Source organism: Streptomyces sp. NPDC085937 (genome assembly GCF_044540535.1).
Classification (GTDB): Bacteria; Actinomycetota; Actinomycetes; order Streptomycetales; family Streptomycetaceae; genus Streptomyces.
This window is the reverse complement of record NZ_JBITSH010000004.1, coordinates 239,126-266,111: the sequence shown is the minus strand read 5'-3', so window position 1 is coordinate 266,111 and position 26,986 is coordinate 239,126. Positions and strand designations below refer to the sequence as shown.

The 26,986-nt window shown below is 71.7% G+C and carries 21 protein-coding genes and 2 pseudogenes; 10 read left to right on the top strand and 13 right to left on the bottom strand.

Annotated elements, in window-relative coordinates:
- Positions 1 to 29: 29 nt before the first annotated feature.
- Genes ACIF8S_RS11320 through ACIF8S_RS11305 form a run of 4 tightly spaced genes read left to right on the top strand, consistent with a single transcriptional unit; the run spans position 30 to position 3,929 of the window.
- Entirely contained in the window at positions 30 to 323 is a 294-nt protein-coding gene (locus tag ACIF8S_RS11320; protein WP_349798147.1) for a hypothetical protein, read from the top strand.
- Positions 324 to 381: 58 nt separating this feature from the next.
- Complete coding sequence (locus tag ACIF8S_RS11315; protein ID WP_145827182.1) at positions 382 to 1,215, top strand: hypothetical protein; 834 nt, start codon at positions 382 to 384, stop codon at positions 1,213 to 1,215.
- Positions 1,216 to 1,230: 15 nt separating this feature from the next.
- Positions 1,231 to 3,165 (top strand): fumarate reductase/succinate dehydrogenase flavoprotein subunit, encoded by a 1,935-nt coding sequence (locus tag ACIF8S_RS11310; protein WP_399998775.1) that lies wholly within the window; start codon positions 1,231 to 1,233, stop codon positions 3,163 to 3,165.
- A complete protein-coding gene (locus ACIF8S_RS11305) occupies positions 3,162 to 3,929 on the top strand; it encodes a succinate dehydrogenase/fumarate reductase iron-sulfur subunit (protein WP_399998774.1) in 768 nt (255 codons plus the stop codon). Before ACIF8S_RS11310 ends, ACIF8S_RS11305 begins: the two co-directional genes overlap by 4 nt.
- A 4-nt stretch (positions 3,930 to 3,933) precedes the next feature.
- Here the strand turns inward: ACIF8S_RS11305 and ACIF8S_RS11300 are convergent, their stop codons facing one another.
- The 8 genes and pseudogenes from ACIF8S_RS11300 to ACIF8S_RS11265 all read right to left on the bottom strand — a co-directional run.
- Positions 3,934 to 5,082 (bottom strand): glycoside hydrolase family 18 protein, encoded by a 1,149-nt coding sequence (locus ACIF8S_RS11300; protein ID WP_399998773.1) that lies wholly within the window; start codon positions 5,080 to 5,082, stop codon positions 3,934 to 3,936.
- Positions 5,083 to 5,193: 111 nt separating this feature from the next.
- Complete coding sequence (locus ACIF8S_RS11295) at positions 5,194 to 7,833, bottom strand: SpoIIE family protein phosphatase (RefSeq protein ID WP_349798137.1); 2,640 nt, start codon at positions 7,831 to 7,833, stop codon at positions 5,194 to 5,196.
- Positions 7,834 to 8,100: 267 nt separating this feature from the next.
- Positions 8,101 to 8,508 (bottom strand): ATP-binding protein, encoded by a 408-nt coding sequence (locus ACIF8S_RS11290; RefSeq protein ID WP_399999018.1) that lies wholly within the window; start codon positions 8,506 to 8,508, stop codon positions 8,101 to 8,103.
- A 184-nt stretch (positions 8,509 to 8,692) separates the two neighbouring features.
- Positions 8,693 to 9,097 (bottom strand): NUDIX domain-containing protein, encoded by a 405-nt coding sequence (locus ACIF8S_RS11285; RefSeq protein ID WP_349798135.1) that lies wholly within the window; start codon positions 9,095 to 9,097, stop codon positions 8,693 to 8,695.
- 165 nt (positions 9,098 to 9,262) lie between these two features.
- Positions 9,263 to 9,451 carry an SPOR domain-containing protein gene (locus tag ACIF8S_RS11280; RefSeq protein ID WP_145827176.1) on the bottom strand — a complete coding sequence of 63 codons (189 nt, stop codon included), beginning with the start codon at positions 9,449 to 9,451 and terminating at the stop codon, positions 9,263 to 9,265.
- Positions 9,452 to 9,920: 469 nt separating this feature from the next.
- Complete coding sequence (locus ACIF8S_RS11275; protein ID WP_399998772.1) at positions 9,921 to 10,673, bottom strand: GntR family transcriptional regulator; 753 nt, start codon at positions 10,671 to 10,673, stop codon at positions 9,921 to 9,923.
- Positions 10,674 to 10,820: 147 nt separating this feature from the next.
- Entirely contained in the window at positions 10,821 to 11,984 is a 1,164-nt protein-coding gene (locus tag ACIF8S_RS11270) for a DUF4190 domain-containing protein (RefSeq protein ID WP_399998771.1), read from the bottom strand.
- A gap of 145 nt (positions 11,985 to 12,129) precedes the next feature.
- Positions 12,130 to 13,338, bottom strand: a pseudogene (locus ACIF8S_RS11265) (S8 family peptidase); the annotation flags it as partial.
- A gap of 525 nt (positions 13,339 to 13,863) precedes the next feature.
- Here ACIF8S_RS11265 and ACIF8S_RS11260 point away from each other — a divergent pair.
- Both ACIF8S_RS11260 and ACIF8S_RS11255 read left to right on the top strand, forming a co-directional pair.
- Entirely contained in the window at positions 13,864 to 15,354 is a 1,491-nt protein-coding gene (locus ACIF8S_RS11260; protein ID WP_399998769.1) for a phosphatase PAP2 family protein, read from the top strand.
- Between the two features lie 219 nt (positions 15,355 to 15,573).
- A complete protein-coding gene (locus ACIF8S_RS11255; RefSeq protein WP_399998768.1) occupies positions 15,574 to 16,872 on the top strand; it encodes a M14 family zinc carboxypeptidase in 1,299 nt (432 codons plus the stop codon).
- A gap of 724 nt (positions 16,873 to 17,596) precedes the next feature.
- Here ACIF8S_RS11255 and ACIF8S_RS11250 read toward each other — a convergent pair.
- Positions 17,597 to 19,798 (bottom strand): DEAD/DEAH box helicase, encoded by a 2,202-nt coding sequence (locus ACIF8S_RS11250; protein ID WP_399998767.1) that lies wholly within the window; start codon positions 19,796 to 19,798, stop codon positions 17,597 to 17,599.
- Positions 19,799 to 20,353: 555 nt separating this feature from the next.
- Between ACIF8S_RS11250 and ACIF8S_RS11245 the strand changes: the two genes are divergently transcribed.
- Positions 20,354 to 20,575 (top strand): hypothetical protein, encoded by a 222-nt coding sequence (locus ACIF8S_RS11245; RefSeq protein WP_399998766.1) that lies wholly within the window; start codon positions 20,354 to 20,356, stop codon positions 20,573 to 20,575.
- A gap of 611 nt (positions 20,576 to 21,186) precedes the next feature.
- Here ACIF8S_RS11245 and ACIF8S_RS11240 read toward each other — a convergent pair.
- Positions 21,187 to 21,372, bottom strand: a pseudogene (locus ACIF8S_RS11240) (DNA mismatch repair protein MutT); the annotation flags it as partial.
- A gap of 36 nt (positions 21,373 to 21,408) precedes the next feature.
- Complete coding sequence (gene ychF / locus ACIF8S_RS11235; protein ID WP_399998764.1) at positions 21,409 to 22,497, bottom strand: redox-regulated ATPase YchF; 1,089 nt, start codon at positions 22,495 to 22,497, stop codon at positions 21,409 to 21,411.
- 442 nt (positions 22,498 to 22,939) lie between these two features.
- Between ychF and ACIF8S_RS11230 the strand changes: the two genes are divergently transcribed.
- A complete protein-coding gene (locus ACIF8S_RS11230; RefSeq protein ID WP_399998763.1) occupies positions 22,940 to 23,455 on the top strand; it encodes a DUF6542 domain-containing protein in 516 nt (171 codons plus the stop codon).
- A 77-nt stretch (positions 23,456 to 23,532) separates the two neighbouring features.
- Here ACIF8S_RS11230 and ppgK read toward each other — a convergent pair whose 3' ends face one another.
- Positions 23,533 to 24,279, bottom strand: coding sequence for a polyphosphate--glucose phosphotransferase (gene ppgK / locus ACIF8S_RS11225; protein WP_399998761.1), 747 nt, complete (start codon positions 24,277 to 24,279; stop codon positions 23,533 to 23,535).
- A gap of 73 nt (positions 24,280 to 24,352) precedes the next feature.
- Complete coding sequence (locus ACIF8S_RS11220) at positions 24,353 to 25,372, bottom strand: 4-hydroxy-3-methylbut-2-enyl diphosphate reductase (protein ID WP_024886707.1); 1,020 nt, start codon at positions 25,370 to 25,372, stop codon at positions 24,353 to 24,355.
- An 87-nt stretch (positions 25,373 to 25,459) separates the two neighbouring features.
- Between ACIF8S_RS11220 and xseA the strand changes: the two genes are divergently transcribed.
- The gene (gene xseA / locus ACIF8S_RS11215) at positions 25,460 to 26,668 is read left to right on the top strand and encodes an exodeoxyribonuclease VII large subunit (protein WP_399998760.1); all 1,209 of its coding nucleotides are present in this window, start codon (positions 25,460 to 25,462) and stop codon (positions 26,666 to 26,668) included.
- Between the two features lie 10 nt (positions 26,669 to 26,678).
- Positions 26,679 to 26,930, top strand: a complete 252-nt coding sequence (locus ACIF8S_RS11210) for an exodeoxyribonuclease VII small subunit (protein ID WP_145827163.1) — start codon at positions 26,679 to 26,681, stop codon at positions 26,928 to 26,930.
- The last annotated feature ends 56 nt before the right edge of the window (positions 26,931 to 26,986 follow it).

The window sequence follows — 26,986 nt, the reverse complement described above, 5'->3', positions numbered from 1 at the left end:
CTGAAAGACCCTGGAAGTGAGGTCACGTCATGTCCGTGCACGACGAACTGACGACCGTCCAGCGCTGCCTCGACGACCTGACGCGGTCGGTGGGGCGCCTGGAGAAGCAGCTGGGCAGCGGCGGTCTGGAGATGCGCCGCGTCCGCTCCGACACCAACCACCTGCGCGAGAGCCTCGCGCTGCTCCGGGAGACCGCCGTCGCCACCGCGGGCCCGGCCAAGCGGCCCGACCTCGTGACCATCTCCGACACCCCCTACGACCCCTCGCTGTGGGTGGACACCGACGACGAGGGACTCGGCGCCCGCGACCGCCGCGCACCCTGACCCCCGCCCGGCAGCCCCGCCGATCACTGCACCCCCGACGCCTACCGGAGTGGACGACGTGGCCACTGGTACGGAACCCCCTGCGACCGAACCCGATCACCGCGGCGGCGTGAGATCCGGCACCCGCGCCGCGATCTCCGCCCCGCACCTGCGGACCGACCGCTGGTGGCTGGCCCCCGCCGCCACCGCGGCCGGGCTGCTCGCCTTCGTCGTGTACTCGACCTGGCGGGCCTTCGCGAACGCCGACTACTACGCGGCACCGTACGTCTCGCCGTTCTACTCGCCGTGCCTGGCGGAGAACTGCGTACCGATGCGGGGCGGGCCGAACTGGGAGCTGTTCGGCGGCTGGTGGGGCATCTCACCGGCGATCATCATCCTGATCTTCCCGCTCGGTTTCCGGCTGACCTGCTACTACTACCGCAAGGCCTACTACCGGGGCTTCTGGGCGTCCCCGCCGGCCTGCGCGGTCGCCGAACCGCACGCGAAGTACACCGGCGAGACCCGGTTCCCGCTGATCCTGCAGAACATCCACCGGTACTTCTTCTACGCGGCGCTGCTGGTCGCCTGCGTGCTGACCTGGGACACCGTGCTCGCCTTCCGCGACGAGCACTACGCGTGGGGCCACATGGGCCTCGGCACCCTGGTGTTCCTGCTCAACATCGCCCTGATCTGGGCGTACACCGTCTCCTGCCACTCCTGCCGGCACATCGTCGGCGGCAAGCTGAAGCACTTCTCGAAGCATCCGGTGCGCTACCGGATGTGGCAGTGGGTGGGCCGGCTCAACGCCCGGCACATGCAGCTCGCCTGGGCCTCGCTGCTGAGCGTGGCGCTCGCCGACTTCTACGTCTACCTCGTCGCGTCCGGTGTCTTCGACGATCCGCGCTTCTTCTAGCTGGGGGCCTTACCTATGTCCGTGGTCGACCGACAGGAGTGGGACGTCGTCGTGGTCGGGGCCGGTGGCGCGGGCCTGCGCGCCGCGATCGAGGCGCGCGAGCGGGGCGCCCGTACGGCCGTGATCTGCAAGTCGCTGTTCGGCAAGGCGCACACCGTGATGGCGGAGGGCGGCATCGCGGCGGCGATGGGCAACGTCAACTCCGGGGACAACTGGCAGGTGCACTTCCGTGACACCCTGCGCGGCGGCAAGTTCCTCAACCAGTGGCGGATGGCCGAGCTGCACGCCCAGGAGGCGCCGCAGCGGGTCTGGGAGCTGGAGACCTGGGGGGCGCTGTTCGACCGGACGAAGGACGGCCGGATCTCCCAGCGCAACTTCGGCGGCCACGAGTACCCGCGCCTCGCGCACGTGGGCGACCGCACGGGCCTGGAGCTGATCCGCACCCTCCAGCAGAAGATCGTCGCGCTCCAGCAGGAGGACTACGCGGAGACCGGCGACCACGAGTCCCGGCTGAAGGTCTTCCAGGAGTGCACGGTCACGCGGGTGCTGAAGGACGGTGACGAGGTCAGCGGCGTCTTCGGCTACGAGCGGGAGTCGGGCCGCTTCTTCGTCCTGGAGGCACCGGCCGTGGTGATCGCGACCGGAGGCATCGGGAAGTCCTTCAAGGTCACGTCGAACAGCTGGGAGTACACCGGCGACGGGCACGCGCTGGCGCTCCTCGCGGGGGCGCCGCTGCTGAACATGGAGTTCGTGCAGTTCCACCCCACCGGCATGGTCTGGCCGCCGTCGGTGAAGGGCATCCTCGTCACCGAGTCGGTGCGCGGCGACGGCGGGGTGCTGCGCAACTCCGAGGGCAAGCGGTTCATGTTCGACTACGTCCCGGACGTCTTCAAGGAGAAGTACGCGCAGTCCGAGGAGGAGGCGGACCGCTGGTACGACGACCCGGACCACAACCGCCGCCCGCCCGAACTGCTCCCCCGCGACGAGGTCGCCCGCGCCATCAACGCCGAGGTCAAGGCCGGCCGCGGCTCCCCGCACGGCGGTGTCTTCCTGGACGTCTCCACGCGGATGCCGGCGGAGGTGATCAGGCGCCGGCTGCCGTCGATGTACCACCAGTTCAAGGAGCTGGCGGACGTCGACATCACGGCCGAGCCGATGGAGGTGGGCCCGACCTGCCACTACGTGATGGGCGGCATCGCCGTCGACTCCGACTCGGCGGCGGCGCGCGGGGTGCCGGGGCTGTTCGCCGCCGGTGAGGTCGCGGGCGGTATGCACGGCTCCAACCGGCTCGGCGGCAACTCGCTGTCCGACCTGCTGGTCTTCGGCCGCCGGGCCGGCTGGCACGCGGCCGAGTACGCGAGCGGCGCGGGTTCCGCCCGCCCCCGGGTCGACGACGCGGAGGTCGACACGGCCGCCGCGGAGGCGCTGCGCCCATTCTCCGCGGAGGGCGAGGAACCGGCCGAGGGACCGCCGGAGAACCCCTACGCCGTGCACCAGGAACTGCAGCAGACGATGAACGACCTGGTCGGCATCATCCGCCGCGAGCACGAGATGGAGCAGGCCCTGGAGAAGCTGGCCGAGCTGCGGACACGGGCCCGTCGCGCGGGCGTGGAGGGCCACCGGCAGTTCAACCCCGGCTGGCACCTCGCGCTCGACCTGCGGAACATGCTGCTGGTCAGCGAGTGTGTGGCCCGGGCCGCGCTGGAGCGCACCGAGTCGCGCGGCGGCCACACCCGCGAGGACCACGCCGGCATGGACCGCGCCTGGCGCAACGTCAACCTGCTGTGCTCGCTCACCGACCCCTCGGGCGGTCTCGCCGCCACGGACGCCGTGCGCGGCCGGATCACCCTGACCCGTGAGACCACCGAACCCATCCGCCCCGACCTGCTCGCCCTGTTCGAAAAGGACGAGCTGGTCAAGTACCTGGCCGAAGAGGAGCTCTACGAGTGAGCAGCTACGAGGCCCGTTTCAAGGTGTGGCGGGGGGACGTCGACGGAGGCGGCCTGGAGGACTTCGCGGTCGAGGTGAACGACGGCGAGGTGGTCCTCGACATCATCCACCGGCTCCAGGCCACCCAGGCCCCCGACCTCGCCGTGCGCTGGAACTGCAAGGCCGGCAAGTGCGGTTCGTGCTCGGCGGAGATCAACGGCCGCCCCCGGCTGCTGTGCATGACCCGCATGTCGGTGTTCGACCGGGACGAGACGATCACCGTGACGCCGCTGCGGGCGTTCCCGGTGATCCGGGACCTGGTGACGGACGTCGGCTTCAACTACACCAAGGCGCGCGAGGTCCCGGCGTTCGTGCCGCCGGCCGGGGTCGGACCGGGCGAGTACCGGATGATGCAGGAGGACGTGGACCGGCCGCAGGAGTTCCGCAAGTGCATCGAGTGCTTCCTGTGCCAGGACACCTGCCATGTCGTCCGCGACCACGAGGAGAACAAGCCGGCGTTCGCCGGACCGCGCTTCCTGATGCGGGTCGCGGAACTGGACATGCACCCGCTGGACGCGGCCGAGGACACCGGCCTGGACCGCAAGCGCGCGGCCCAGGAGGACCACGGCCTCGGCTACTGCAACATCACCAAGTGCTGCACGGAGGTCTGCCCCGAGGGCATCAAGATCACCGACAACGCGCTGATCCCGCTGAAGGAACGGGCGGTGGACCGCAAGTACGACCCGCTGGTCTGGCTGGGGAACAAGATCCGTCGCCGGTCCTGAAGGGTCAGCGGACCCAGCCGTCCTCGAACTCCTTCCAGTTGGTCTCGGTCGCCGCGAAGTCGATGTACGGGGCGAGACCGAACAGCTCCCGGTCGGGGTCGGTCCGGGACAGACCCAGCCGGGCACCGCGCACGGCGGCGGCGACCGTCTCGGCGTGACCCCAGTGGCTGGGGTTGTTCTCGTAGTAGAAGGGCAGCCCCATCAGCAGGTGGGTGGTGGGCGGGGTGACCTCCAGCGCGAGCGAGGTCTGCTGGGCCACGTACCCGCCGTAGGTGCTCTCGAAGAGGCGCGCGGTGTCGTACGACATCACGGCGATCTGGTCGACGCGCCGGGCCACCTGCCCGAAGAACCGCTGCGACCACCACTTGGGGTGGTCGGCGACGAAACCGGCGACCGTGTGCAGGTGCGGCAGCGGGTCGATCTGGTGGGCGGCCACGGACAGCTGCGCGTCCCGGGCGCGGGTGACGGCGCGCAGGTCGTCCAGCAGGGAGAGGTAGTCCTGGTCGTCGGAGTGCAGGGGCTCCAGGTCGAGGTGGACGCCCTCGTAGCCGGTGTCCAGGACCTGCCCGGCGCTGCGCACCACCTCGTCGCGGGTGGCGCCGTCGCTCAGCTCCAGGCCGTCGGGGCCGCCGTTGGCGAGGACGTCCCCGAGGAAGGCCTGCACGCGGACGCCCGGCAGTTCCCGGTGCACCGCGTCGATGAACCAGCGGGCGCGCGGGTAGACCGACCTCGGCAGCGTGCCGTCGTGCTCCAGGGGACCGGTGTGGACGTAGAGGTCCCGGATGCCGGTGTCCTTGAGGCGGCCGGCCAGGGCGGTGACGTCCGCGTCCTTCTTGCGCCCGTCGACCCAGGCGTGCCCGAGCCACATGGCGTCCCGGTTGCGGGTGTGGGTGCCGTCCGCCGGGTCGCCCATGTAGTTGACCCGCAGCGTGGCCTCGATGGCGAGGAGCGGCACGACGACCAGGAGCGCGAGCACGAGGGCGGTGCGTCGGGCCCGGCGCACCCAGGGTCTGCGGCGCTTCTTCGCGGGCTCGCACGCGGATTCGAGCGTCGGTTCGGGAGCGGGTTCGGACGCGGGCTCGGGCGTGGGCTGCGTGCCGTCCGTGCGCTCGTCCGCACCGGCCGTCCCGTCACGCGACTCCGTGTGGTCCATGCGGCCGTTCCCCTCGTCGTCGGATGTTGCGGGTGAGGACGAGGAGAACAGGTGTCCTGGTTGCGGCCAGGACACCATGATCACGAAGGGTCACGGCATGGTCGACACGCGTCAGAACAGGCTGAGCAGCGCCTCCGCCGGGTCGGTGAGGGCGGTGTCGGTACCGGGCAGCGGCAGCTCGAACCACACCGTCTTGCCCCGGGGCGTACGCCGTGAGCCCCAGGCGGCGCTGAGCAGCCCGACGAGCTGGAGGCCACGGCCGCCCTCGTCGGTGTCGCGCGCCCGCCGTCTGCGGGGCTGGACCAGGCCGGAGTCCCAGACCTCGCAGACCAGCGTGCGGTCGAGCAGCAGGCGGAGTCTGATCTCCCCCTCGCCGTACCGCAGGGCGTTGGTGACCAGCTCGCTGACCAGCAGCTCCGTGGTGTCGACCAGGGGCTCCATGTCCCAGGCCAGCAGCTGGGCGCGGGCGTACTCGCGGGCCCGGCCCACGCTGCGCGGCTCGCGCGGCAGGGTCCAGTCGCCCACGGAGTCCGCGGGCAGGCCCTGCACCCGTGCCATCAGCAGGGCGATGTCGTCCTCGCCGTGATGGGTGTCCAGCGTGTTGAGGACGTGGTCGCAGACGTCCTCCAGCGGGGCGGAGGGGTCCGTGAGGGCGCCCACGAAGGCCTGCAGACCCTCGTCGAGGGGGTGATCGCGGCTTTCGACCAGTCCGTCCGTGTAGAGCGCGAGCAGCGCGCCTTCGGGCAGTTCGACCTCCACCTCCTCGAAGGGCTCCCCGCCGACACCGAGCGGCATGCCGGGCGGCACGTCCAGCATCAGCGCGGTCTCGCCGGGCTCCACCAGGACGGGCGGCAGATGGCCCGCGTTGGCGAAGGTGCAGCGCCGGGTGACGGAGTCGTACACGGCGTAGACGCAGGTGGCCAGGTAGACCTCGGAGAGGTCCGCCTCGCGCGGACGGCGGGCGGCGCGGGTGGCCTGCTGGACGCCTCCGGCGAACGCCTGGGAGGGCCCGCCCGGTGCGCCGAGACCCCGGGCGATCTCGTCCAACTGGGACAGCACCTCGGCCGGTTCGAGATCGAGCTGGGCCAGGGTGCGTACGGCGGTGCGCAGTTCACCCATGGCGACGGCCGCGCGCAGGCCGCGGCCCATGACGTCGCCGACGACCAGGGCGGTGCGGTGGCCGGGCAGTTCGATGACGTCGAACCAGTCGCCGCCGACCTCGCTGGGCCGGCCGGTCGCCGCGTTGCCCGGGAGGTAGCGGCAGGCGATGTCCAGGCCGGACGCCTCCGGGTCGCCGGGCGGGAGCAGGGACCGCTGCAGTATCAAGGCGCGTTCGTGCTCGCGCCGGTACAGCCGGGCGTTGTCGATGCAGACGGCGGCCCGCGCGGCCAGTTCCACGGCGAGGTCACGGTCCCGGTCCCCGAACGGCTCGCTGCCCTTGGTGCGGGCGAACTGGGCGAGGCCCACCACGGTGTCGTGGGCGACCATCGGCACCGCGAGCGTGGACTGCACCAGGCCGCCCTCCTCGCCCGGCACGGCCTGCGGGCGGGCGGTGCGCAGGGCGTCCGCGCAAGCCGAGTTGAAGGGGTAGTGATGGACGGCGCCCAGCTTCACCGGCTCCCCGGTGCCGCTGAAGGGTCCGTCGGAGACGGCGCTGGCGAAGGCGACCCGGCGCACCTCGGCGCTGCCGTCGGCGAGCCCCGGCGGGGTCTCGTCACCGGCCAGCAGGCCCTGGTACAGGTCGACGGTGGCCAGGTCGCAGAAGCCGGGCACCACCACGTCGAGGAGTTCGCGGGCGGTGGTCTCCAGGTCGAGGGAGTTGCCGATGCGCGCGCCCGCCTCGTTGAGAAGGGCGAGATTGCGCCGCGCGGCGGCGGCCTCGCGGGCGGCGGCGCGCCGGGCGGTGATGTCCGTGCCGAGCCAGGAGATGCCGATGGGACGGCCGCTTCCGCTGTGCACGCGGTAGAGGTTGACGGACCAGTGGCGGCGCTCGTCGGAGCCCGGGACGAACCCGGTGACGTGCATGTCCGTGATCGACTCGCCGGTCTCCAGCACCCGGCGCAGGGTCGCCGCGACGCGCTCGGCCTCCCCGCGCGGCAGGTAGTCGTGGACCCCCTTGCCGCGGTGGTCGTCCGGGGTGCCGCCGAAGAGGGACGCGAACCGCTGGTTGGCCCGGCGGACCCGCAGGTCGGGGTCGATCAGCAGGAAGCCGAAGGGAGATTGGCCGAATATGGCCTGCGAGGCGGCCAGATCCGTCTCGATACGGCGCAGGGTGCGGACGTCGACGACGATGCAGACGGCGGCCTTCTCGCCCGCCTCGGTCCGCGTCGGCATGACGTAGACCTCGGCGATGCCCTCCCGCTCGCGCTCGTCCCCGGCCAGGTCGGCGGGCAGCCGGAACGGCACCACGCCCGTCCACTCCCGGCCGTCGAGGATCTCGGCCATCTTGCGCTGGCCGCGCTCCCTGCGGACGGGTTCGAGGAACGCCTCGATCGGGTCCATACCGACGGCGCGCTCCGCGGGGATGCCGAAGATCTGCTCGGCGCGCAGGCTCCACTGGTCCACCAGCCCGTCGGGGCCGATGGAGAAGGAGGCGACCTTGATGTAGTCGTACATGGAGCCGGGCGGGGCGGTCTGCCACATCGCGTCACCGGACGGAGCATCGCCGGACACGAGGCCGTCGGCGGCCTCGCTCCTCGAGCCTCCCGTCGAGTCCTCGGACTCCGTGGCCTTCGCTGGTATCTCGCTCACGCGAACCGTCCCCTCCAGCTCACCGCGTCCGGCACCGGTCACCGGGGGCGGCTGCCCGCAGTATCCAGCACTACGGCGCCGCACAACACGGTGTTCACGATCACAGCACGGTCCCGATGCTTTTCGGTCCGCGCCGTGAGAACACTCCCAGTCTTCTAACCAGCGGACACGTCGTCGAATCCCCCAGTCCGACAACCGTCACGGACCGGAACCGGTCACTCGGTGCGACGGGGGCGCGCATCCCCCCGCGAACGACCGTGCGAGACCTCACCGCGGGACCGCGAGTTCGAACCACACCGTCTTGCCGCGCGGTCCCGCCTGGTGACCCCAGCGGCACGCGGAGACGGCCAGGAGCTGCAGTCCTCGTCCCCCTTCGTCGTCGGGGCGGGCGGCGCGTTCGCGCGGGGGGTCGGGGAGCGGGTCGGACACCTCGACGAGGAGCACTCCGGGGCGCACGGAGGGCCTGGTCAGGCAGACGCCGACGGGGCCGGTGGCGTACCGCAGGGCGTTGGTGACCAGTTCACTGACCAGCAGCGCGGCCACGTCCGAGAGGGTGTCGAGGTGCCACGCGCCGAGCTGGTCCCGCACGGCGCAGCGGGCGGTGTGCACGGCGCCGAGGTCCGTGGTGAACGTCCACGTGACCCGGTCCGTGTCGGTGTCGGTCACACGGATCACCTCCTCGCCGAGCGAGCCAGGCAGTCCGACCGTGTCCGGTTCCAGTGTCTGGTTCCATGTGGTCACTAGGCACGTACCCGTTATTCACGGGAGATACCGCGCACAACGGCGTGGGGCCGGCGGCACCGGCGCATCGCGGGCGCCCACGGGCCGTCATCTTCACGTCCGCGCGCCGCGGTCGCGCTCACCCGCCCAGCGCACCGCCGGCCCGGAGGTCGTCGAACAGCAGCTGGTCGACCGGGGGCACCTGGGCCCGGTCCGCGTACGAGAACCAGGCGATCTCGTCGATCTCGCTGCTCGCGGCCAACGTCCCCGCGTACTCGGCGGTGTAGCAGCTCATCCGCACCACCGTGCCGTCCGGGGCGCCGGGCACCTCGGCCTCGTACGTGCCCACGTGCACCGCGGTGGCCGGGTCGAGGAGCACCGTCAGCTCCTCCTTGATCTCGCGCAGCAGCGTCTCCACGTCGGTCTCGGCGCCTTCCCGCTTGCCGCCCGGGATGTAGAAGACGCCCTTGCCCCGTGGTCGCGCGCAGAGGATCCTGCCGCCTTCGATACGCACCCACGCCACCGTGTCGATCAGGGTCGACATCACTCCGCCTTCGTCGTCCGGCTCACGTGAGGACCCTAACGGGAGCACGGACGCGGCCTTCCCCGGAGGCTACGGGCGCGGCCCTGGGCCGCATCACCGGGCGCGGCGGCCCGGCGGCGGGCGCCCGGCCCGCTCCACGGCCTCCGGCCGGCGTTCCGGTGCGCGTCAGTGGGCGGAGGCGCCGTTCTGGCCGATGCGCTCGACCCAGTAGAGCTGTTTGTGGCCGCGGCCGTCGAGGCTGTCCGCGATCTTCTCCGCCTCGGCGCGGGTCGCGTACCGGCCCACCCGGTAGCGGTTGCCGTTGTCGTCCTGACGCACGACGAGCCAGGGAAGAGTCACCGTGCCGTCGCTCATCGCTCCCCTCCACTTGCCTTCCGCGGCCAGTGCCGCGCCCCGCCCGGTAAGGAAACCGCAGTCCGCATATGCCCGAGCCTACGCCTTACCTTCACTGAGCGAATACGGGTTTTCACAAGGAGGCACGCAACCGGCCAGCACGGAGGGGGCGCACGGTGGCGGATGCGCCGTGCGCGGGGACCGACGTGTCCGGTCAGCGGCGTATGTGCGGCCTTGCCCGGCCCCAGGGGCGACCTGCGAGAACGGCCAGATTGCTTCGTCCGGCAAGCGGTTGCGGCACACGCGGTGCGCCGGAGCGGAGGCAGGGCGCGGGGCGCGGAGGGGAGCGCGAGGGGGTGATGGGGCGGATGGGGAGGCGCGGAAGAGGCCCCGGATCGACTGACGGCCCCTCAGGAGGGCCCTCCAGTCCGTCGCGAGCCCGCCGGGCGGGGCATGCCGGGCGGGGCGTGCGACTTCCGCTCGGGGCTGCCTACTTCACCGGCAGGTGGTACGCGGCGCGGTAGCGGTCCGCGGGGATGACGACGTCGGCGGTCTCCACCGGGCGGCCCGAGGCGAAGTAGGTGCGCTGGATGACCAGGACGACATGGCCCGGGACACCGCCGAGCAGCACCAGCTCCTCCGCGAGGCCGGGGCGGGCGCCGACCTCCTCCGTCACGTTGTCCACGATCACGTCGATGGCGCGCATGCGCTCGACGACGCCCATGCCGCCCAGCGGGCCCTCCTCGGGCAGCATCACGGGCGTCCGGCCGGTGAGCGCCAGCGGCTCCCAGGAGGTGGAGAGCATCATCGGCTCACCGGCCTCCCGGAAGAGGTACGTGGTGCGCATCACGCGGTCCCCGGGGTCCACACCGAGCCGCTGGGCGACGTCCACGCAGGCGTCCGTCTGCTCGCTGCTGGACTCCCAGGTGCCCCGCACGCCGATGTCGGCCTGCTCCTGACGGAAGGGCGTCGCCCCCCGCTCCGGGCGGAACCCGGAGCGGGCCACCCGCCGGGGCTCGGGCCGCTCACGCACGTACGTCCCCGAGCCCGAGCGGCCCTCGACGAGCCCTTCGGCCATCAGCACCTTGCGCGCCTCCAGCGCCACCGTGTCCGAGACGCCGTACTCCTCGCGGATGCGGGCCTGGGAGGGGAGCCGGGTGTGGGGCGGCAGCAGACCGTCGACGATCTTCTGTCGGAGATCACCCGCGACGCGCAAGTACGCCGGCTGCTCACCGAATGTCACTGGCCACTCCCATCAGCTTGTACAGACAGCAACAGAGTGGCAACCCTGGGTTGTCCGAAGCAAGCACAGGCCAAACAATCACTCGATGTGATGACTTCTGCCGCGTGAGGGCTTTACGCAGGCACTTTCTCCCCGCTATGGGCGCGCTCACACCTGCATGTCGCCGGCTTCCGGCTCGCGCTCGGCGTCCTCGTCGTAGTCGGGCGGCGAGGAGGCCAGGCCCAGAGCTTCGCGGGTGGTGACGGACTGAGCGGGGTCGGTCAGCTCCCAGGCCTTCTCCTCACGCAGCCAGTAGCCGTCCGGGTCGGTGGTGTCCGCCGCCTTCCCCCAGGCGGCGCGCGCCTTCCCGAGGTCCGCGATCAGGTCCTCCACCGGCTGCTGCGCCGCGGCCGGCCACGCGTGCGCGCGCAGCTGCCGGATCTGCTCGGCGAGGGCCTCCTCGACCTGTCCGGCCCACTCCCGGTCGTCGCTCACGTCGTCGTCCGGGTAGTCGGAGACGGGCACCTCGTCCAGCGCGGCGTTGAGCACCTCCGCCGCCTCCAGATAGGCCAGTTGGTGGGCGTCGAGCGTGGTCTCGTCACTGCGCAGCGAACCGGCGAAGCGGCTCCCGTCCTCGCGGCCCAGCACACAGGCAATGGAGCGGTCACCGAAGGCCCAGCTCTGCCGCGACGGGGCGAAGTAGTAGACGCCGACCTCACCGGGCAGGGCCCAGCTGTCCCGCACATAGGCGTCCTGCAGCTCGTAGCACCGGTCCTCCCCCATGTCGACGAGGCGGTCGTCCCCGGGGAAGTCGCCTTCGGGGACGGTGACGAGGGCGAAGACCTCACCGTCGTGCCGGTCGGCGCAGGGCACCCGGTCGACCTCCGTGGTCCACCCCTCCAGTCCGCCGGGCGAGGTGAAGCAGTCACCCTTGCGCAGCGAGAGGACGCTGTTGCCGCTCGTCCCGTCCCTGAAGCCCACCCAGGCGTCCACCGCGACACCGCTGGCGAGCGACACGGCCCACAGCACGAGCCCGAGCGACGACATCACGATCCCGGTGACCGCCATCCCCAGCCCGCGCTCGCCCCGCCGTTTGATCTGCCGCAGCGCGATCAGGCCCAGCACCAGCCCGAAGGCGGGCAGGAAGCACAGCAGACCGAGCACCAGGGCCGCGATGGCGACACCGTTGACGGCGGCGGGCGGCCGGGGCCCGTACGGACCGTAGAGACCGTACGGCGCGGGACCGGGCCAGCCCTGGTGGGGGAACTGCGGCGGCTGGGCGCCGCCTTGGTGCTGCGGCCCGGGGGGCGGAGGTATCGACACGAGGCGCATCGTAAGCGGACGAGGGTGCACACCGCCCCCGGGGATGCCTCCCCTGGGGACAGGCCCTGCCCCCAGGGGACGTCCCCCGGGGGCAGGGCTTCCGGTCCCGCCGGACCGGAAGGCGCGCGCGACCGCGCCGGTACCGGTCCGCTCAGCCCACGTACAGCAGGCGGTTGGGCGAGCCGCTGCCCGGGCTGCCGACCACACCGGTGGTGGCGGCGGAGGTCAGCGCGGACGAGACCTGGGCCGGGGTGGCCGACGGGTTCCCGGCCAGGTACAGGGCCGCGGCACCGGCGACGTGCGGGCTCGCCATGGAGGTGCCGGAGATGGTGTTGGTGGCCGAGTCGCTGGTGCGCCAGGCGGAGGTGATGGAGGAGCCGGGCGCGAACAGGTCCACCACCGAGCCGTAGTTGGAGTAGCCGGCGCGGGCGTCGGTGGAGGTGGTGGCGCCGACCGTGATCGCCTCGGTCACCCGGGCCGGGGACTTGGTGGAGGCGTTGGTGGACTCGTTGCCGGCCGCGACGACGAAGGTGACGCCGGCCGAGACGGCGTTGCGGACGGCCGCGTCGAGCGTGCTGTCGGCGCCGCCGCCGAGCGACATGTTGGCGACGGCCGGCTTGACCGCGTTGCGCGCCACCCAGTCGATGCCGGCGACGACCTGGGCGGTGGTGCCGGAGCCGGAGTTGTTCAGCACCCGGACGCCGACGATCTTCGCCTTCTTGGCGACGCCGTAGGAGGTGCCCGCGACGGTGCCGGCGACGTGCGTGCCGTGGCCGTTGCCGTCCTGGGCGACGTTGTCGCCGTCCACGGCGTCGTAGCCGTTGGACGCGCGGCCGCCGAAGTCGCTGTGGCTGATCCGGACGCCCGTGTCGATGATGTACGCCGTCACGCCCTGCCCGGCCGAGTCCGGGTAGGTGTAGGCACGGTTGACCGGCCGGTTGCGCTGGTCGATGCGGTCCAGGCCCCAGGAGGGCGGGTTGGACTGGGTCGCGGTGATCGTGAAGGTGCGGTTCTGCACCACGGAGGCGACGGCCGGGTCGGCGGCGAGACGCTTCGCCTCGGCCTCGGACGCCTCGATCTCGTAGCCGTTGAGCGCCTTGCTGTAGGTGCGCTCGATGTCGGCGCCGTACTTCTCCGCCAGGGCCCGGCCCTTGGTGGTGGTCGAGCGGGCCTCGTCGGCCTTCAGGGTCACGATGTAGCTGTCGGCGACGGCGTTGGCGGCGCCCGCGTACTGGATGCTGCCTTCGGGAGCGGGCGCTGCCGCCCCCGCGGGGAGTGCGGAGACCAGGCCCGCGACGAGTGCCACGGAGGCCGCGGCACCGAGGGTGGCCAGTCTTCGCCGGGGGTGACGCATCACTGCCATGTGAGGGTTCCTCCTCAGTCGGTGGTGCGCGTTCTGTGTGGGGGGTGGTGCGGTGACGCACGGGTCGGCGTGCGACGGCCGTTTTATGTCGGGAGCATGACAAGGGCGGCCGACGCGGCCGTGTGCGTCAGCCGAAAGATTGAGGGTTCTACAGGAATTGCACAAGGGCGCCTCGGCGACGTACGGACTTCGCCGTTCCGATCCGGACACCGGACACCGGGCGCCTGACGCAGGGGACCGGGCACCGCGCGCAGGGGACCGGGCACCGCGCGCAGAGCGCCGGGCGCCGGGCGCAGATGCGGCACAGGCAGCCCATGGACTCCGCCCACACCCCCGTTAACATGTTCGAACTCACCACGGATGTCCTCATTCACCGGCTGACCACCGGACGACCCTGCCCCTCAGCGCGATGTGCCACGTGCGCACAAAACGAAGACATAGGCCGAACAGTTGATAACCGAACCGACTCGAACACCGCCGCGGGACGACCGCGGGACGCAGCCCGCCGCGTGGCGCCGGCCCCGCGTGGTCCTGTGGACCGCGGCGGGTGCGGTGACGCTCGGCTTCCTCGTCGCGCTGGAGATAGTGGCGCGCGGCTACGGTTTCTCGGGACCGATCACCGAGCAGTCCCGGGAAGTGATCTTCAAGCCCGAGTCGGGTCCGCTGCTGTACGGCGGGCTGGCGCTGACCATGGTGGTGCTCACCTGGCGGCAGCGGCTGATCGCGCTGGGCGTCGCCGCCGGCGTGGACATCGTCTTCTTCCTGGTCCGATGGGCGGCCGGCGCCGACCTGAACTTCGGCAACGGCGCGCTGTGGGTGGTCCTGGGCTGCGCGGTCCTCGGCCTCACCCGGCGCACCGGGCGTGAGCGCGCGCTGCTGCTGAAGGGCGCCGGTCTCGGTCTGCTGCTGGTGGCCGGCCACAAGACCGGTGACACCTGGCTGCTGATCACCTCGGAGACCCGGCCGACCGTGCTCGACGCCTACGTGGCGGCCGCGGACCACGCCCTGGGCGATCCGTCCTGGATGATGGGCCGCCTGCTGGAGGCCACCGCGCCGGTCAGCACGGGCGTCCTGCACGTGGTCTACGGCCAGCTCCCGCTGGCCGCCGCCCTCGTCGGCCTCTACCAGCTGCGCCGGGTGGCCGTGGACCGCCGCTTCCCCGCCCACCACCTGGTGCGCACGTTCCTCGTGATAGGCCTGCTCGGCCCGGCGATCTACATGATCTTCCCGGTCGTCGGCCCGATCTTCGCCTACGGTGCCGACGGCGGCGCCTACGCGGTGGCGAACCTCTGGCCGGACACGCTGCCCCCGGTCACCGGCCCGCAGCCCATCCCGTTCGACGACTTCACCCCGCGCAACTGCATGCCCAGCCTGCACACCGCCTGGGCCGTCACGCTCTTCGTGCACACCCGCCAGGGGTCCCGGGCGATGCGGTACGCGGGCACGTTCTGGCTGGTCGGCACACTCTCCGCGACGCTGGGCTTCGGCTATCACTACGGCGCCGACCTGCTCGCCGGCGTGGTGTTCGCGCTGACCATCGAGACGGCGGTGCGGTGCTCCGCACACGGCTGGAACCGGTCCGCCGTCCGGCTGGTCGTCCTCGGCTCCGCGGTCTTCGCCGCGCTGCTGTCGGCGTACCGCTGGATGCCGGTGGAGCTGGCCGCCCGCCCGTGGCTGTACGGCCCGCTCCTCGTCCTGGCGACGGGCACCGTGATCTACGCGTACGTCCGTACGGCACGGGGGCAGGACACGGAGGCGCCCGTCCCGGGACCTCGGTCGGCACCGGAGGCGGTGGAGCCGGCGGTGATGGAACCGGCGGTGATGGGCCTGGCGGTGATGGAACCGGCGGTGGCTGCCGAGTCGGTCGAGCCGACGGAGGCCGCGGACCCGGCGACGTCGATCGAACTCCGGAAGACGGCCGGGTCCCCGTCGTCCCCCGAGTCACCGGAGTCACCGGAGTCGAGAGAGACCCCGGAGTCGCCCGGGTCCCCGGACGCACGGCCGGAACTGGTCTGACGCCCCGGTTGGGGCGCGCGTGCCTGAACCACCGTCCCCTTGAGCCCCGTTGACAAGGATGGCCCGGCGGACGAACGCTGGCTGTCGTACTTCTAGGCCTCGTGAGGCAACGGTCGGGGGAGGAACGGCATGGCGAACAAGATCGAGATCCGTCCGCTGGACAAGAAGGAGACCACCGGCGACAGCGGTGGCAACGGCGGCGCCTGACGGGTGCTCAGGATGGACCGCTACCTGACGGTCGCGGACGTCTCCGCGTCGGCGCGGCGGCTGGTCGCCCGCTGTCCGGGCGCCGGCCGCCTGCGCCGTGTCGGCACGTCCCGCGCCGGCCGCCCCCTGGAGATGCTCTCCGTCGGCCACGGGCCGCACCACGTCCTGGTGGTCGCCCGGCCGCACCCCGACGAGCCGGTCGGGGCCGCGACGGCGCTCGCGCTGGCCGAGCGGGTGGCACGCGGCGACGGACGCACCGCGGCGACCGACCCCGCGCGCGTCACCTGGGACTTCGTGCTGTGCCTGGACCCGGACGGCGCGGCGCTGAGCGAGGGCATCGAGGATGCCACGGCCGGCCCCGACCCCTCCTTGGAGCACTACTTCCGCAGCGCGTTCCGACCGGTCGCGGCGGAGCAGCCCGAGTGGGCGCCGATCGTGCCGCGGCATCTCCCGGAGAGCCAGGCCGTGTTCGACCTGATCGACACCCACCGGCCGGTTCTGCAGTGTTCCCTGCACGGCATCGAGGCCGGCGGCACCTTCGTCCAGCTGACGGACGCCCTCCCGAGCCTCGCCGCCCCCTTCCACACGGCGGCCGCCGACCTCTCCGTCCCCGTCCAGCACGGCACGTTCGACGCCCTGTACTGGGAGAACCCCGCCCCCGGCGTGCACGTCCTCCCGCCGCCGGAGGGCACCGGCCGGCTGGCCGCCGGTTCCGAGAACATCGGCCGGTCCACGTGGTGCGCGCCGCAGCGGTACGGCGGTGTCACGGCCATCGTCGAGGTGCCCATGTGGGCGAGCGCCCTGGCCGACGCCCCGTCCCCGCACCCCGACGCCGTACGCGCCCTGCGTGGCCTGTCCCGGCTGGTGCGGGACGGCGGCGAGCAGGTGACCGCGGTCCTCGACAAGGCGCGCGGGCTGCTGCCGCCTGCGGAGGAGAGCGCGCCCCGGCGCGTACTGGAGTGGATGGCGGACGGCCTGTACGACCTGGTCGCCGACTCCTGGGAGCCGTTGGCCCGGCAGGCCGCCGAGGGTTCGGAGCCGCTGACCACCTCGCAGGTGTGCGCCCTGGACGTGGTGGCCCGCCGCCAGCCGCTCCGCGCGGCGGGGCTCCTGCTGCGCCTGCTGTCTGCCTCGGACGACCCGGCCGCCCCCGCCCTCCACGACGAGCTGCACGCCCTCTTCACGGCCTGGTGCGCGGCCTTCGCGCAGGCCCTGGCCCTGCGCTGGGTCCCGGTACGCGACCAGGTGGACCTCCAGTCCCGCACGGTGCTGGCGGCGGCGGAGTGCGCGCTACGGGCGGCGCATCGCTGACCTCCCACGGGTGGAGGCCCGCCGCCGAGCTGGGCCGCCGATCGCAGGCCGGCTCACGGGGGCGTCCCGCGACGCTGTGAACTCATGGCCACCCGGCAGGAGGCACGGGAACCCACTGGCACATCGTCCTGCCACGCATCCCCGCCTGTAACGCACGCCATCGTCACTGACATGCAGGTTAGTAACATCGAGGTCAGTAACACCTTGGTCGGTCCACCCCTCGCATCACCGGAAGGTGGGCGGACGTGTACTCCTCGGCGATGTCGAAGACGCAGGCGCAGCGGGGGGCATTCGGCGTGGCCGAAGAGGTGGGCGATGCCGTCGGCGAAGGGGCCCTGACCACCTCGGACGGCCGTCGCGTGCATCCGCCGTCCGACGCCGGAGAGGGCCGCAGGGTCCGCGGGCCTCAGGTCGCGCCGGTCCACGTCCCCGAGGTTCCAGTCCCGGATCGCCGAGTAGCGCCCGTACGCGCCGATGGCGATCGTCACGTCGACGGCGCAGTGCGGGCAGGCGACCTCGTATAAATCGTCCGAGAAGTCCCCGAGGACGGCACTTCAGTGGTACTGCTCCTCGGTCGCCAGCAGAAAGCGGAAGACCCGCCCCAGCAACTCGGGAACACGATCGACATCCCCGCAACAGTCGCACATACCGCCCCAGTCCACGGCCCGAGTATGCAGGCGTGCGGTCGGCCGCACCCAGCCGGTGCTGCGGACCGAGAGGCCCCTCAGCTGGAGCGAAGGGCCTCTTGATCGGGTGCCGTGACGGTCCCGTCCGTCAGGCCCAGGCGGGCCTGCTCCTCCTCGACGATGCGGCGGGCCAGCTCGGTGTCCGACACGTCGACCGCGTCCGGGGTCGCTTCGGCCACGGCGCTGCGGCGGGCGTAGGCATCGAACAGGCGGGTCTTCTTCTCCAGCATCGTCACCATGCGTTCGTCCACTCCCCCGGTGGCGAGCAGGCGGTGCACGCGTACCGGCCTGACCTGGCCCATGCGGTGGGCCCGGGCGACCGCCTGGTGCTCGATGGTCGGCTTGATCTGCGGTTCGCAGATGACGACGACGGAGGCGGCCTGCATGTTGAGGCCCACGCCGGCCGCCTGCACCTGCGCCAGAAGCACCGCCGGCCCGTGCACACCGGCGAAGTCGTCGACGATCTGCTGCCTCCGTGCCGCCGGGACGCCTCCGGTGAGCGGGCCGAACACCGCGGCGCCGGCAGCGGGGTCCGTGGCCAGCGCTGCCTCCACCACGGCCAGCACGTCCTTGAAGTAGGAGAAGACCACCGTCTTCTGCCCGTTCTCGCCGGCCTCCTGGACGATCTCGCGGAGGCGGGCCAGCTTGGCCGACTTCTCGGGGCGTGCGTACGCGGCCCTGCGCATCGCCATGAAGTTGCCGGCGTGCACGGCTTCGCGGTACGCCTCCTCGTCCGCCGCGCTCAGCTCCTCCCACTCGTCGGTCCGCTGCAGACTGGGGAGTTCGGTCAGCACGTCCTCCTGGTTGCGCCTCAGGTAGACCGGGGCGACGGTCCTGCGGAAGGCGACCGATCCCACCAGGGCGCCTCGCTCGCCCAGGGAGTCCGCGACCTTCGCGTCGAGCATCCGGACCAGGTTGCGGAACTCCGCGGCCCGGTTCTCCATCGGGGTCCCGGTCATGAAGAGGCCGCGCTCACAGCGGTCGGTCCACAGTGCGACCGTCTCGGACCGCTTGGCCCTGGGGTTCTTCACGGAGTGCGCCTCGTCGACGACGAGCAGGCCGACCTCCCCGCCGCCGGGCGCCGGGAAGCCGCGCAGTGCGTCGAACGTGGTCACGCCCACCCCGCCCCGGCCCTTCCAGTCCGCGAACGCGTCGTGCCGGTCGGGACCGTGGAGCACCGTGACGCGCAGGGCGCTACGGGCCTCGATCTCCCGGGTCCAGTTCACGAGGACGCTCGCCGGACAGACGACCATGAAGTGGCTCTGCCCTTCGGCGGCCAGGTGGGCCAGCACGGCGATCGCCTGGATGGTCTTCCCGAGACCCATCTCGTCGCCGAGTATCACCTTGCGCTGGGCGAGGGCGAAGCGCGCACCGAACGCCTGGTAGCCACGCAGGGAGACCCGGCGGTGCGTGTCGTCGAGGCGCTGGGTCCGTACCCGCTCGGCGATCTCCTCCGGCAGGAAGCCCTCGGCGGCGGCCGTGTCGGGCGGCCGGCCGGCGATCTCGGCGAGGAGGCTGTAGTACTCGGCGGAACGGAGTTCGAAGTCCACCCAGGCCGCGACGTCGGACGGGGAGCCGCGCAGCAGGTCCACCGATGTCTGGGCGAGCAGCTCGGGCAGGCCCCCCTGCTCGGCCTCCTCCACCAGCGAGCGGATCTCGTCGACCGCCGCGAGGGCGCGCGCCCTCTTCTCCTGGCCGGCCAGAAGCATCCTGATGCGTCCGGCGGCGGGCCGCGCCTCGGCCAGCAGCGGGCCGAGCCGCTCCGACAGGGCCGAGGCCCTGTCCACCGCGCGCCGGGCCTCGGGTCCCGCTTCCACCAGGACGTGCAGGGCGATGACCAGTGCGGTGGTGCTGGGCTCCGGCCTGTCGACGTCCAGGTGGACGGCCACCGTCTCGTGCACGGCCTCGGAGAGCCGGCGAGCCGCGGCGAGCATCTGATCGACCGTGCGCTGCCCCACCCCGGGGATTTGGCGCAGCCGGTAGGGGCCCGCTTCGAGGACGCTGCCCACCGTGCGCAGGCCGCTGCCCTCCACGTTCCCCAGCCGCAGGCGTCCTTCGGTGACGTCCTGCAGCCGGGCGACGGGGATGGTGTCGAGCTCCCGCTTCACCGCCGCGTCCTGGAGCGGCCGCAGCGCCGTCCTCACCGCGTCGACGGCCTTGCCGTGGTCGGCGGCCACCGCCAGCGCCGCCTCGTGGAGCCGCGCTCCCCTCACAACGACGTCCCGCTCACCCCGCCCCACCCCGTGCCCCTTTCACACTCCTCGCATCCTCCCACGCCGATGTGACGGGGAACGTCGGTTGAGCGGGCCGGAACCAGCAATCAACCAGCGGCGGTGACCGGGGACATACACCCGCACACTTGAAGCAGCGCACCGGCCGACGCGGCATGTCGCCTACGTCGAGAGCCTCTTCTTCTCTTCCAGCGGGAACTGGAGCGGGAGCGTCTGCGTGAACTGATCGCCGCCGCGGAGGCGGAGCACGGTCCGATGGTCGAGCGGGCGGTCAACGCCAAGGGGGCGACTCTGGGCGGTGACGCGGCAAGCTCGGCTGACGCCTCGTTAACGGGTCCTCCAGAAGCAGTTCGACTACGCCGTCTCGCGCGTCAACACCGTCCCACCCGGCGAGGCCACCGCACCGGCCAGGCGCGCAAGCTCCTCACCAAGACCGGCCTGCACGGTCACAAGTACGCGTTGGACGCCACGGTCGTGGGGGTGCGCCAGCGCTCCGGCCGAGGGGCGTCGATACCGACCAGATCCCTCAACTAGGCGCCTTGACCCTGGCTACACTCGGGCTTCATGACGACGATCTATAAGACCAAGCAATGGAGCGGCTACGGGAAGCAGAACTACTACTGGAACGAGTACAGACTCGAAGGCGACACCGTCGCCAAGTACAAGTGCCACAGACAGAAGTTCTTCGACGGCGACGAGAACACCTGGCAAGAGGACGAGACGCTACAGGAGTCCTGGGGGGTCGACGATCCGAGCATGCCTGACTGGCTGAAACAGCGCATCTGATTACACGTCCGACCCTCGGTCGAAGAACTGGCGTATGACGGTGAGGAATCCCGTGACCGTCAAGCGGCGCGCGTCACACAACGGCTCATGGCCGTGCTCGGGCCCGTCCGCCCCTGCGTGAAGTACGCCGCCGTCCGAGCTCTGGACGATCCCGCCCGCGCACTCACGCAGACGAGTGTCTGAGGCCGCGAACCAGCGGCCAACCAGGGCGCTTACAGCACCACAGGGATGGCCACGGCGGACGAAACCGCCGCGCGCCAACCAGATACCCAGCACCGGAAATGCCGGCGAGGCCGGAAGGTCGCGGCACAATCACCGGATCCGGTCCCCTGCTTCCCACCAGATGGGGGCATGAACAAGCCAAACGCACACCAGAAAGCCGGTTCTGCCCGACGACAGAAATTCTGGCCCCTGCATAACCGATCACGTACGGGTGCAGTGACCCGCTTCCAGCGCGGCTCTGACCCCTCTCTTCGAACAGCGCGACCGTCGACAGCCGCAGCGCCGCCTGCTGGCGAGCAAGGTAAGACGCTCGCTTGCCTTCCAGACGAAGCTGAACGTATGAACGAAGGCTGGCCGTGTTGTCGACTCAGGCTTCAGGGATGGCGTTCGGCGGCGAACACGACCGTGAGGGAGCCGTGGGGAGCTTCGACGCCCCAGGTGCCGTCGATGATGTGGGCGATCTCGAGGGACTCGGCCTTCACCATGAGGCCGGTCTCCTCGTAGAGCTCGCCGACCGCGGTTTCGGTGGTTGGCCCGCCGGGATCGCTCTTGCCGACGGGGAAGCCGCCCAACCCGCTCCCTCGCAGGTCAGACGGCCTTCGCCGAACGTATTAGACGTTGAAGCGGAACTCCACCACGTCGCCGTCCTGCATGACGTAGTCCTTGCCCTCCATGCGGGCCTTGCCCTTGGAGCGGGCCTCGGCGACGGAGCCGGTCTCGACCAGGTCGTCGAAGGAGATGACCTCCGCCTTGATGAAGCCCTTCTGGAAGTCGGTGTGGATGACACCGGCGGCCTCGGGGGCGGTGGCGCCCTTCTTGATGGTCCAGGCGCGGGATTCCTTCGGGCCGGCCGTGAGGTAGGTCTGCAGGCCCAGGGTGCGGAAGCCGACGTGGGCGAGAGTGGCCAGGCCGGGCTCCTCCTGGCCGACGGACTGGAGGAGTTCGAGGGCCTCGTCCTCTTCCAGCTCGGCGAGGTCCGCCTCCAGCTTGGCGTTGAGGAAGATCGCCTCGGCCGGGGCGACCAGCGCACGCTGCTCGTTCTTGAAGTCGTCGTCCGTCAGCTCGTCCTCGTCGACGTTGAAGACGTAGAGGAACGGCTTGGTGGTGAGCAGGTGCAGGTCGTGCAGCAGCTCCGCGCGCTCCGTGCCCTGGACGATGCCCTGGGAGAACAGCGTGTCGCCCTTCTCCAGGATCTCCTTGGCCTCCTCGACGGCCTTGACCTTGGGCGCGATGTCCTTCTTGATGCGCGACTCCTTCTGGAGGCGCGGCAGGACCTTCTCGATGGTCTGCAGGTCGGCGAGGATCAGCTCGGTGTTGATCGTCTCGATGTCGTCCTTCGGCGAGACCTTGCCGTCGACGTGCACGACGTTCTCGTCCTTGAAGGCGCGGATGACCTGGCAGATCGCGTCGGACTCGCGGATGTTGGCGAGGAACTTGTTGCCCAGGCCCTCACCCTCCGACGCGCCGCGCACGATGCCGGCGATGTCGACGAAGTCGACCGTGGCCGGGAGCACGCGCTGGGAGGAGAAGATCTCCGCCAGCTTGGTCAGCCGGGGGTCGGGGACACCGACGACACCGACGTTGGGCTCGATCGTGGCGAACGGGTAGTTGGCCGCCAGCACGTCGTTCTTGGTCAGGGCGTTGAACAGGGTCGACTTGCCGACATTCGGCAGACCGACGATTCCGATCGTGAGCGACACGTTGCGACTTCCCGTACGTGAGGATGGGGGCGAGGACCGGCCGGCTGGGCAGCATGGACCGATCCACCAGTCTACGGCGTACCCTCGCGGGCGCCCGGCCGCTGTGTCGAACGCCCGGTCGACGCACCGTAGGCGCCCGGTCGACGGACGGCCGGCACCCGGTCGACGGACGGCCGGGCGCCCGGCCGATGCACGGTAGGAACCCGGCCGACGGCCTTCGGCGCCCCGCCCCCGCCCCGCCGACGTCCGGTTCTCGGCGTGTCTGACGGACAGCTCGGCACATAAAACGACCTAAGTTGGTCCAGTGGAGCAACACAGGACGCGACCCGCCCAGCACGGACCGCGACGCGACCCGGCGCCGGGCCCACCGCCATCGCCTCGTTCGTCACGGTCACCCAGGCCGCCGCTGCCCCCGCAGGCGGGCCGCGCGGCGGGCGGCGGGGTGGCCAGGTCCGCGCGCTCCCAGCGGCCCTCGCGGCCTCCCGGGCGCCGGCCCGCTCCCCCGCCCGACGCCCGGCGCCTGCCGGGACCGCGGCTCACCGGACTGGGCAGCGGGCTGTTCTGCGGGGCCGTGATGCTGGCGCTCGGGCTGCTGACGGAGGCGCTGTTCGGGGCTTCGCAGACCGTCTACGGGGTGCTCTTCCTGCCGGTGTGCGTGCTGGCCGCGCTCTGGGTCCGCGACGGGGACCTGCTGATCGCCCCCGTGGTGCTGCCGATCGCCTTCGCCGTGGGCATGGTGCCCCTCGCCGACGAGGGCGGCGGGAGCACCCTCGACCGGCTGATGGGCATGGTGACGGGCCTCGCCACCCAGGCGGGCTGGCTCTACGGCGGCACGCTGGCCGCCGGTGCGCTGGTGCTCGTCCGCCGGGTGCGGCGGGTGCGGGTGATCAACCGGGTGAAGAAGAACCGGGTGAAGAAGAACCGGCCACAGCAGAACCGGCCCCGCGCCACGGTCTGACCACGGCCCGACCCCGCACGGCACCTGGGTGCCACCGGCACCCACCCCCACGCACGGTGCCGCCGGCACCGCCCCGCCTACGCCCCCGTGGCCGCCCGCATCGCCGCCCCCACGATCCCCGCGTTGTTCTGCAGGTGGGCCGGGACGATCTCGGCCCTGATGCCCTCGATCCTGGGAAGGAACTTGTGGGCCTTGCGGCTGACGCCGCCGCCGATGACGAACAGCTCGGGCGAGAACAGCATCTCCACGTGGGCGAGGTACTTCTGCACCCGGCGCGCCCACTCGTCCCACGACAGGTCGTGGTCCTCCTTGGCCTTGGTGGCGGCCCGCTTCTCCGCGTCGTGGCCCTTCAGCTCCAGGTGACCCAGCTCGGTGTTGGGGACGAGGATGCCGTCCACGAACAGGGCACTGCCGATGCCGGTGCCGAAGGTCAGCACGATCACCGTGCCCTTGTGGTGCCGTCCGGCGCCGAAGTGCATCTCGGCGACGCCCGCCGCGTCCGCGTCGTTGACCACGGTCACCGGCAGTCCGCCCAGGCGGTCGCCGAGCAGCACGCGCGCGTCGGTGCCGATCCAGCCCTTGTCGACGTTGGCCGCCGTACGGATCGTGGCGCCGTCGGTGACGACGCCGGGGAAGGTGATGCCGACCGGGCCGGTCCAGCCGAAGTGGTCGACGACCTCCTTCACGCCGTCGGCCACCGCGTCGGGCGTCGCCGGGTGCGGGGTGAGGACCTTGTGGCGCTCCTGCGCCAGGTCCCCCTTGTCCAGGTCGACCGGGGCACCCTTGATCCCGGAACCGCCGATGTCCACACCGAAGATCTGCATGGCTCCACGTTACGACGTACGACGCACGGTCACGGAGTCGAACGCCGTGACCGCCGCCGTCCGCGAAGGGTGCTCAGGACTGCGCGCCGGTGCCCTTGCCGCCCCGCTCGGCCACCAGGGTGGCGGCCTCCTCGCGCAGGTCGCGGCGGAGCTCCTTGGGCAGGGAGAAGATGATGGACTCCTCGGCCGCCTTGACGATCTCGACGTCCTCGAAGCCGCGCTGCGACAGCCACTCCAGGACCTGCTCGACCAGCACCTCCGGCACCGAGGCGCCCGAGGTGACGCCGACCGTGGTCACGCCCTCCAGCCAGGCCTCGTCGATCTCGTCGGCGAAGTCCACCAGGTGGGCGTCGCGGGCGCCGGCCAGCTTGGCGACCTCGACCAGCCGCTTGGAGTTGGAGGAGTTGCGGGAGCCGACGACGATCACCAGGTCGGCCTCGGCGCCCATCTGCTTCACGGCGAGCTGCCGGTTCTGCGTGGCATAGCAGATGTCGTCGCTCGGCGGGGAGATGAGCTGCGGGAACTTCTCCTTGAGGGCGTCGACGGTCTCCATGGTCTCGTCGACGCTCAGCGTGGTCTGGGAGAGCCAGACGACCTTCGAGGGGTCGCGGACCTCGACCTTCGCCACGTCGGCGGGGCCGTCGACGAGCTGGATGTGGTCGGGGGCCTCGCCGGAGGTGCCGATGACCTCCTCGTGGCCCTCGTGCCCGATCAGGAGGATGTCGTAGTCGTCGTTGGCGAAGCGGACCGCTTCCTTGTGGACCTTGGTGACGAGCGGGCAGGTGGCGTCGATGGTGGCGAGCCGGCCGCGCTCGGCCTCCTCGTGCACGACCGGGGCGACGCCGTGCGCGGAGAACATCACGATGTTGCCCGGGGGCACCTCCTCCGTCCGCTCGACGAAGATCGCGCCCTTCTTCTCCAGGGTCTGCACGACGTACTTGTTGTGCACGATCTCGTGCCGGACGTAGACGGGAGCCCCGTACTGCTCCAGGGCCTTCTCGACGGCGATCACGGCGCGGTCGACTCCCGCGCAGTAGCCCCGGGGGGCGGCGAGCAGGACACGGCGGCCAGACGAAGCGGTCATGCGTCCCATCGTAAGGGCCGTGGCCCGGGGGTCAGGTAGCGGTGCGCCGACGGTGGCGGCGCACCGGTGTCGGCGGGGCGCACTAGTCTCGCGGGCATGGCTGTGAACACGTCCGCGGAAGCCCCCCTGCCGGTCGGGGAGGTGTCGCGGCTCATCGGAGGGTGGATCGACCGGCTCGGCGCCGTGTGGGTGGAAGGTCAGATCACCCAGCTGTCGCGGCGGCCGGGGGCGGGGGTGGTGTTCCTGACCCTGCGCGACCCGTCGTACGACATCTCGGTGGGGGTGACCTGCTACCGGCAGGTGTTCGACGCCGTCGCGGACGTCGTGAGCGAGGGCGCGCGGGTCGTCGTGCACTGCAAGCCCGAGTGGTACGCGCCCCGCGGGCAGCTGTCGCTGCGCGCCGCAGAGATCCGCCCGGTGGGGGTCGGGGAGCTGCTGGCACGGCTGGAGCAGCTGAAGAAGTCGCTGGCGCGGGAGGGGCTCTTCGCGCCGGAGCGCAAGAAGCCGCTGCCGTTCCTGCCGCATCTGGTCGGGCTGGTCTGCGGGCGCGCGTCGGCGGCCGAGCGGGACGTCCTGGAGAACGCGCGGCACCGCTGGCCCGCCGTCCGCTTCGAGGTGCGCAACGTGCCCGTGCAGGGGGTGCACGCGGTGCCGCAGGTGGTCCAGGCCGTGAAGGAACTGGACGCGCTCGACGACGTGGACGTGATCGTCGTGGCGCGCGGCGGCGGCAGCGTGGAGGACCTGCTGCCGTTCTCCGACGAGCAGCTGGTGCGGGCCGTCGCCGCCTGCCGCACACCGGTCGTCTCGGCGATCGGGCACGAGCCGGACAGCCCCCTGCTGGACCTGGTCGCCGACCTGCGCGCCTCCACACCGACCGACGCCGCCAAGAAGGTGGTGCCGGACGTGGGCGAGGAGTACGAGCGGGTGCGGATGCTGCGGGACCGCGCGCGCCGCTGCGTGGGGGCGCTGCTGGACCGCGAGGAGCGAGGGCTGGCGCACGCGCTGGCCCGGCCGTCGATACAGGATCCGCACCGGATGATCGACGCGCGGGCCGAGGAGGTCACGATGCTGCTGGACCGGGCGCGGCGGACGCTGCGCCACCAGCTGGACCGGGCCGACTCCGAGCTGACGCACACGCACGCGCGCGTGGTGGCCCTCTCCCCGGCGGCCACGCTGAAGCGCGGGTACGCGGTGCTGCAGCGGGAGGACGGGCACGCGGTGCGCGCTCCGGACGAGGTGGGGCCCGGCGAGGTGCTGCGGGCGCGGGTGTCCGCGGGCGAGTTCACTGTCCGAGTCGATACATAGGGTGGGCGGAATGACCGGCAAGACGGAGCAGACGGCCGCGGCGGCGGCCGAGGCGCTCGGATACGAGCAGGCGCGGGACGAGCTGATCGAGGTCGTACGACGCCTCGAGGCGGGCGGGACGACGCTGGAGGAGTCCCTGGCGCTGTGGGAGCGGGGCGAGGAGCTGGCCAAGGTGTGCCGCCGTCGGCTCGACGGGGCGCGGGCCCGGCTGGACGCGGCGCTCGCCGAGGAGGAGGCCGAGGAGGCGGACGAGGACGCCTGAGGGGCGGGCCGGAGCAGATCGCCTCGCCGCAGCGGTTCATCGCGAAGACGGAGTGG

Bases quoted from the DNA above. Each gene is read 5' to 3' on its own strand.
- ACIF8S_RS11320 (WP_349798147.1), top strand. From the start codon at position 30: ATGTCCGTGCACGACGAACTGACGACCGTCCAGCGCTGCCTCGACGAC.
- ACIF8S_RS11310 (WP_399998775.1), top strand. From the start codon at position 1,231: ATGTCCGTGGTCGACCGACAGGAGTGGGACGTCGTCGTGGTCGGGGCC.
- ACIF8S_RS11300 (WP_399998773.1), bottom strand. From the start codon at position 5,082: ATGGACCACACGGAGTCGCGTGACGGGACGGCCGGTGCGGACGAGCGC.
- ACIF8S_RS11285 (WP_349798135.1), bottom strand. From the start codon at position 9,097: ATGTCGACCCTGATCGACACGGTGGCGTGGGTGCGTATCGAAGGCGGC.
- ACIF8S_RS11280 (WP_145827176.1), bottom strand. From the start codon at position 9,451: ATGAGCGACGGCACGGTGACTCTTCCCTGGCTCGTCGTGCGTCAGGAC.
- ACIF8S_RS11270 (WP_399998771.1), bottom strand. From the start codon at position 11,984: ATGCGCCTCGTGTCGATACCTCCGCCCCCCGGGCCGCAGCACCAAGGC.
- ACIF8S_RS11255 (WP_399998768.1), top strand. From the start codon at position 15,574: ATGGACCGCTACCTGACGGTCGCGGACGTCTCCGCGTCGGCGCGGCGG.
- ACIF8S_RS11245 (WP_399998766.1), top strand. From the start codon at position 20,354: ATGACGACGATCTATAAGACCAAGCAATGGAGCGGCTACGGGAAGCAG.
- ppgK (WP_399998761.1), bottom strand. From the start codon at position 24,279: ATGCAGATCTTCGGTGTGGACATCGGCGGTTCCGGGATCAAGGGTGCC.
- ACIF8S_RS11220 (WP_024886707.1), bottom strand. From the start codon at position 25,372: ATGGGACGCATGACCGCTTCGTCTGGCCGCCGTGTCCTGCTCGCCGCC.
- xseA (WP_399998760.1), top strand. From the start codon at position 25,460: ATGGCTGTGAACACGTCCGCGGAAGCCCCCCTGCCGGTCGGGGAGGTG.
- ACIF8S_RS11210 (WP_145827163.1), top strand. From the start codon at position 26,679: ATGACCGGCAAGACGGAGCAGACGGCCGCGGCGGCGGCCGAGGCGCTC.